This is a genomic window from Alistipes sp. CAG:268, assembly GCA_000434235.1.
Classification (GTDB): domain Bacteria; phylum Bacteroidota; class Bacteroidia; order Bacteroidales; family Rikenellaceae; genus Alistipes; species Alistipes avistercoris.
The window spans coordinates 1-6,027 of sequence record FR892021.1; the positions used below are offsets into that span (position 1 = coordinate 1).

Below are 6,027 nucleotides of genomic sequence, written 5' to 3' on the forward strand. Positions count from 1 at the left end.
GAAGACATTCATCAGCTTGGCGAGCAGCACGCCGCCTGCCGTACCAAGACAGAAGGCGATAACGCCGAGGAGCAGGATGCCCAGCGTACGGAAGTTCAGGAACGCCTCGGCGGGCGGCGGAGCGGCGGCCGCTCGGCCCACGAAGAGCGCCGACCGTCAGACCGAGGAAGATGACCACGATGTTCATCAGCTCGTTCTGCACCGTCTTGCTCAGACGATCCACGACGCCGCACTCCTTCATCAGGTTACCGAGCATCAGGCAGCCGATCAGCGGCGCAGCGCTCGGGAGCAGCAGTGCGATGATGACCGTAATGACGATCGGGAAGAGGATACGCTCGAGTTTCGACACGGGACGCAGCGTCTGCATGCGGATCTTTCGCTCCTTCTCGTTGGTGAGCATCCGCATGATGGGCGGCTGGATCACCGGCACAAGGGCCATGTAGGAGTAGGCGGCCACGGCGATCGGGCCAAGCAGCTCGGGCGACAGCATCGACGTGAGGTAGATGGCCGTCGGGCCGTCGGCGCCGCCGATGATACCGATCGAACCGGCCTGCTCGGGCGAGAAGCCGAGGGCGTAGGCTCCGAGAAACGTGGCGAAGATACCGATCTGGGCGGCAGCGCCCAGCAGGAAGCTCTTCGGGTTGGCGATCAGCGGGCCGAAATCGGTCATGGCGCCCACGCCGACGAAGATCAGACAGGGATAGATACCGAGCTTGACACCCAGGTAGAGGTAGTCGAGCAGTCCGGCATTGGCGACGAAGATATCCCAGTGCACATGACCGCCGGCGAAGAGCTCGGTATGGTAGAGGTTGGCATCAGGAAGGTTCGTGAGCAGCATGCCGAAGGCGATGGTGAACAGCAGCAGCGGCTCGAACTTGTGCTTGATGGCCAGGTAGAGCAGGAAGAAGGCAACCAGGATCATGGCCGCGCTTCCCCAGCCCAGGTCGGCGAAGAAACCCGCGATTCCGGTGGAACCCGCGAAATCACGCAGGCTGTTCCACACGAAATCGGAGTTGGAGGTCAGTAATGTCCACATGGCTTACTCGATGACGATTAAGTTATCACCCTCCATGACGGTAGCACCCTGCTGCACGCAGATCTCCTTCACGCGGCCCTCGCGGTCGGCGTCGATGTTGTTCTCCATCTTCATGGCCTCGAGGATCACGAGGGTCTGGCCGCGCGATACGGTATCGCCCACGGCGACCTTGACGGAGAGCACCGTGCCGGGCAGCGGGCACTTGACCGTGTAGCCCGAGCTGGGAGCCACGGCGTTCAGGCGGGGCGAAGGAGCGGCCGTAGCGGGTTTGATCATCGCGCTGTTGGCCTCCTTGGGAGCGGGAGCGACCTGCGGTTTCGACGTGGCGGCAGCCTTCGCGCCGGCAATCTCCACCTCGTATGCCGTTCCATTGACGATTACACGTGCCGCGGTCGAATCCTCGTTTACGTCATCGATCTGCACGTTGTAATTCTGTCCGTTGATTTTCAAAGAGTAGTCTTTCATATTTGTTCAATCTATTTTCTGTCAGGCATCTGGGTTAAACCGTGAATTTTGGAATTCCAGGGCGAGTAGGCTCGCTTGATGCTGAGGATGGTCAGCACCTCCGACTCGCGGTCGTGCATGGCGCTTCCGAAGATCTTGAGGGCGGTCATGATGGCAGCCACCTCCTCTTCGTGAATCTGTCCGACAACAACGGGTTTGCTGCCGGCAGCAGTCTTGGCCACGACCTCGGTCTTGGTTCCGAAAACGGAACCGAAACCCTTCATGACAAAGACCAGCAGGATGAGGACGACGAACACCAGACAGATACTGATGAGCGCCACCCACAGCATCTCCGACCAACCCCAGTCCATTGCGATCAACATTTTCATAGTCAAGCCGATTTATTACAGGGGAATGTTCGAGTGCTTCTTGGGCGGGTTCTGCAGGCGCTTCGTGGCGAGCGACTGCAGCGCACGGATGATGCGGAAACGCGTGTTGCGCGGCTCGATCACATCGTCGATGTAGCCGTAGCGGGCTGCATTGTAAGGGTTCGAGAACTTGTCGTTGTACTCCTTCTCCTTCTCGGCGATGAACTTGGCCTTCTCCTCGGGTTTGTCGGCCAGTTCCTTGAGCTCCTTGCCGTAGAGCACCTCGACGGCGCCGCTGGCACCCATCACGGCGATCTCGGCCGTCGGCCATGCGTAGTTGATATCGCCGCGGATGTGCTTCGAGGACATCACGATGTAGGCGCCGCCATAGGCCTTGCGGAGCGTGACGGTGATCTTGGGCACGGTAGCCTCGCAGTAGGCGAAGAGCAGCTTTGCGCCGTGGGTGATCACGCCGCCGTACTCCTGGGTCGTACCCGGCAGGAAGCCCGGCACATCGACCAGCGTCACGATCGGAATGTTGAACGCGTCGCAGAAACGCACGAAACGTGCGGCCTTGCGGCTGGCGTTGATGTCGAGCACGCCGGCCATGAACTTGGGCTGGTTGGCGATGATGCCGACCGACTGTCCGTTGAAGCGGGCGAAGCAGGTGATGATGTTCTTGGCATATCCGGCAGCCGACTCCAGATACTCGCCGTCATCGACGATGGCGCGGATGACCTCGGCCATGTCATAGGGCTTGTTGGCGTTGTCGGGGATGATGTCGTTGAGCGAGTCCTCCAGACGGTCGATGCGGTCGGTGCAGACGGCCAGCGGAGCATCCTCCATGTTGTTCTGCGGAATGTAGGAGATGAGCTTCTTGATCAGTTCGATGCCCTCTTCCTCGGTATCGACGGCGAACTGGGCCACACCCGACTTGGTGGTGTGCATCGTGGCGCCTCCCAGCTGCTCCTGGGTCACATCCTCGCCCGTCACGGTCTTCACGACCTTCGGGCCCGTGAGGAACATGTTCGAGGTCTCCTTCTTCATGATGATGAAGTCGGTCAGCGCGGGCGAATAGACGGCACCGCCGGCGCAGGGGCCGAAGATGGCCGAGATCTGCGGGATGACGCCCGACGACATCACGTTGCGCTGGAAAATGTTGGCATATCCGGCCAGGGCGTTCACACCCTCCTGGATACGGGCGCCGCCCGAGTCGTTCATGCCGATGCAGGGGGCACCGTTGCGCATGGCCATGTCCATGACCTTGCAGATCTTGTCGGACATCGACAGCGACAGCGAGCCGGCCGTCACCGTGAAGTCCTGTGCGAAGACGTAGACCAGACGGCCGCCGATCGTTCCGTAGCCGGTCACCACGCCGTCACCGAAGGTGTGGCTCTTGTCCATGCCGAAATCATAGCAGCGGTGCGTCACGAACATGTCGAACTCCTCGAACGAACCCTCGTCGAGAAGCATTTCGATACGTTCGCGGGCCGTGTACTTACCCTTGGCGTGCTGCGCGTCGATACGCTTCTGGCCGCCGCCGAGCCGCGCGGTCTCGCGGTTCTCGATCAGCTGGTTGATCTTATTCTGAATTTCGCTCATAATCGGGGAAAAATTATTTATTCTTGTTTTCGCAAAGTTCGGTCAGGATGCCCTGCGTCGATTTCGGGTGCAGGAAGGCGATGGTCATGCCCTCGGCGCCCTTGCGCGGCGTCTTGTCGATCAGACGGATACCCTTTGCCTCAGCGTCGGCCAGCTGCTCCTCGATGTTCTCGCAGGCGAGAGCCATGTGGTGGATACCGATGCCGCGGTTCTCGATGTACTTGGCGATCGTCGAGTCCTCGGAGGTGGGCTCCAGCAGCTCGATCTTGGTCTGACCCAGCATGAAGAATGCGGTGCGGACCTTCTGGTCGGCAACCTCTTCGATGGCATAGCACTTCAGGCCCAATACGTTCTCCCAGTAGGGAATTGCCTCATCGAGGCTCTTCACGGCGATGCCGAGATGCTCGATATGCGATACTTTCATAACTGATGAAATTTAAATTGGTGAATATTTCGGTGAATGATTTTCCGCGATGCTTTTTCCGTCAAAAGAGACACTTTATTTTTTGCGCACACAAAGATAGGAGATTCTTTTGGGATTCGCCAAAATTCGGCGGACTTTTTTTGGCGTTTTTTCAGCTCCGGAATTCGCGGAAAGTGTCTGCAAAGGCCACGCGTCCCGTTCTGCGAAACAAGAGTAAAACCCCGCCGCAGGGGGGGGGTCGCAAGCGAAAACACGCCGAAAAATTGCGCATCTTCGAGAAAAACGCTATCTTTCCGGTGTAAAACGAGGCCGTCCATGAAGAAAACGATACTTATCACGCTGGCCGCGATGGCATTCGGAGCCGCCGCATCGGGACAGGAGATCGCCCTCGGCGAGCGCGTTCCCGAGTTCCGGATCGCGGCCTGGCTCGACGACCGGCAGCCGGAGGCCGCACCGCTCACCTACATCGAGTTTTTCCACTCGTCGTCGCCGGCGGGCGTCAAGTCGCTCGAGCGGCTGCGCGATCTCTCCCGGCGCGAGGGCGAACGGCTGCGCATCGTCGTCGTCACCCGCGAACAGCACGAAAAGGTCGCCCGGATGCTGCGCCCCTACCTCTCGGAGCGCATCGGCGTAGCGCTCGACGCCGCACGTGGCTTCGAGCTCTTCGGCGTGCGCTACGTCCCCTTCGGCGTGCTCACCGACCGCCGCAACCGCGCGTTGTGGATGGGCAACACGCTCCAGTTCGACGAAGAAACGATCCAAGAATCAACCCGATAAAAACCATGTCCTTCACGAAAATAAACCACTACGAGAAAGAGTACGCGGACGCGCATCACGACACGGCGCTCAACGTTGCCGAAGGTGTTGAAGACCAGCCGATCATAAGCCCTTACTTCACGCGGCGCAAGAAGCGCGCACTCACCACCGACGAGTATGTCTCGGGCATCCTCGCGGGCAACATCACCACCCTCTCGCAGGCCATCACGCTCGTCGAGTCGTCGAATCCGGCCCACTATGCGCAGGCACAGGAGATCATCGAGCGCTGCCTGCCCCACGCCGGACGCTCGGTGCGCATCGGCATCACGGGGGTTCCTGGAGCCGGCAAATCGACCTTCATCGAGGCCGTGGGCAACATGGTCACCTCGCTCCGCCACAAGCTGGCCGTACTGGCCATCGACCCCTCGTCGGAGCGCAGCGGCGGTTCGATCCTCGGCGACAAGACCCGCATGGAGAGCATCTGCCACAACCCCGACGTCTTCATCCGCCCCTCACCGTCGGCCGGATCGCTGGGCGGCGTGGCACGCAAGACGCGCGAGACAATCGTGCTGTGCGAGGCCGCGGGATTCGACGTCGTCTTCATCGAGACGGTGGGGGTCGGGCAGTCGGAGACGGCCGTACACTCGATGGTGGACATGTTCATGCTGCTGCAGATCTCGGGTGCCGGCGACGAACTGCAGGGCATCAAGCGCGGCATCATGGAGATGGCCGACATGATGGTCATCACGAAGGCCGACGGCGAGAACGTCCACAAGGCCGAACTGGCCAAGACGCAGTTCCAGGGAGCCCTGCGGCTCTTCCCCGTGCCCGAGTCGGGCTGGCGCCCGAAGGTCTACACCTGCTCGTCGGTGGCGCAGACCGGGCTCGAGGAGGTCTGGAAGGGGGTCGAGGAGTACCTCGACCACATCCACGCCAACGGCTACTTCCAGCACAACCGCAACCGGCAGAACAAGTACTGGATGTACGAGACGATCAACGAAGCGTTGCGCAGCAGTTTCTACCGCGATCCGGCCGTCGAGGGCAAGATCGCCGAATACGAACAGCGGGTGCTCGACGACAAGATCTCGTCGTTCGTCGCCGCCAAGGAGCTGCTGGACCTCTACTTCAAGGACCTGAAATAGGCGCCCGGTCCCGCGCAGAAGCCGCGGACATACGGAAAAGGCATCCGCCCGCAGAGGTGGATGCCTTTTGTCTTGCCCTATTGCCCTTGCCGATTGCCGAGCCGCGCAGCCTGTCGGCTGGTGCGGAACGGCAGCCCCGCTATTTCGCCGACTCGCCGGGAGCCTGCTTGAGCGACGGAAGGCTGAACCCGAAACGCACGGAGACCACCCGCGCGGCGATGACGCTCACGGCCGTAACGAACTCCAGCGTGCCCG

7 protein-coding genes and 1 pseudogene are annotated in these 6,027 nt (G+C 60.7%); 2 read left to right on the forward strand and 6 right to left on the reverse strand.

Annotation, left to right across the window (positions count from 1 at the left end; genetic code table 11):
• The 6 genes and pseudogenes from QZL63_RS11765 to mce all read right to left on the reverse strand — a co-directional run.
• On the reverse strand, window positions 1-141 hold a 141-nt coding region (locus QZL63_RS11765), incomplete at its 3' end, for a sodium ion-translocating decarboxylase subunit beta (RefSeq protein ID WP_290587057.1).
• A 64-nt stretch (window positions 142-205) separates the two neighbouring features.
• Window positions 206-1,036 (reverse strand): annotated as a pseudogene (locus tag QZL63_RS10090) (sodium ion-translocating decarboxylase subunit beta); the annotation flags it as partial.
• A 3-nt stretch (window positions 1,037-1,039) separates the two neighbouring features.
• Window positions 1,040-1,501, reverse strand: coding sequence for a biotin/lipoyl-containing protein (locus tag QZL63_RS10095; RefSeq protein WP_022309178.1), 462 nt, complete (start codon window positions 1,499-1,501; stop codon window positions 1,040-1,042).
• Between the two features lie 11 nt (window positions 1,502-1,512).
• A complete protein-coding gene (locus QZL63_RS10100) occupies window positions 1,513-1,869 on the reverse strand; it encodes an OadG family transporter subunit (protein ID WP_022309179.1) in 357 nt (118 codons plus the stop codon).
• A 15-nt stretch (window positions 1,870-1,884) separates the two neighbouring features.
• Window positions 1,885-3,450: an acyl-CoA carboxylase subunit beta gene (locus QZL63_RS10105; protein WP_022309180.1), complete on the reverse strand. Its 1,566-nt coding sequence runs from the start codon at window positions 3,448-3,450 to the stop codon at window positions 1,885-1,887.
• 13 nt (window positions 3,451-3,463) lie between these two features.
• Complete coding sequence (mce, locus tag QZL63_RS10110; RefSeq protein ID WP_022309181.1) at window positions 3,464-3,874, reverse strand: methylmalonyl-CoA epimerase; 411 nt, start codon at window positions 3,872-3,874, stop codon at window positions 3,464-3,466.
• Window positions 3,875-4,189: 315 nt separating this feature from the next.
• On the opposite strand from mce, the gene QZL63_RS10115 reads away from it, so the two are divergent.
• Together QZL63_RS10115 and meaB are read left to right on the forward strand one after the other, a co-directional pair.
• A complete protein-coding gene (locus QZL63_RS10115) occupies window positions 4,190-4,651 on the forward strand; it encodes a hypothetical protein (protein ID WP_022309182.1) in 462 nt (153 codons plus the stop codon).
• A 5-nt stretch (window positions 4,652-4,656) separates the two neighbouring features.
• Window positions 4,657-5,772, forward strand: a complete 1,116-nt coding sequence (gene meaB / locus QZL63_RS10120; protein WP_022309183.1) for a methylmalonyl Co-A mutase-associated GTPase MeaB — start codon at window positions 4,657-4,659, stop codon at window positions 5,770-5,772.
• Window positions 5,773-6,027 lie beyond the last annotated feature (255 nt).

Bases quoted from the DNA above. Each gene is read 5' to 3' on its own strand.
- QZL63_RS10115 (WP_022309182.1), top strand. From the start codon at position 4,190: ATGAAGAAAACGATACTTATCACGCTGGCCGCGATGGCATTCGGAGCC.
- meaB (WP_022309183.1), top strand. From the start codon at position 4,657: ATGTCCTTCACGAAAATAAACCACTACGAGAAAGAGTACGCGGACGCG.
- QZL63_RS10105 (WP_022309180.1), bottom strand. From the start codon at position 3,450: ATGAGCGAAATTCAGAATAAGATCAACCAGCTGATCGAGAACCGCGAG.
- mce (WP_022309181.1), bottom strand. From the start codon at position 3,874: ATGAAAGTATCGCATATCGAGCATCTCGGCATCGCCGTGAAGAGCCTC.
- QZL63_RS10100 (WP_022309179.1), bottom strand. From the start codon at position 1,869: ATGAAAATGTTGATCGCAATGGACTGGGGTTGGTCGGAGATGCTGTGG.
- QZL63_RS10095 (WP_022309178.1), bottom strand. From the start codon at position 1,501: ATGAAAGACTACTCTTTGAAAATCAACGGACAGAATTACAACGTGCAG.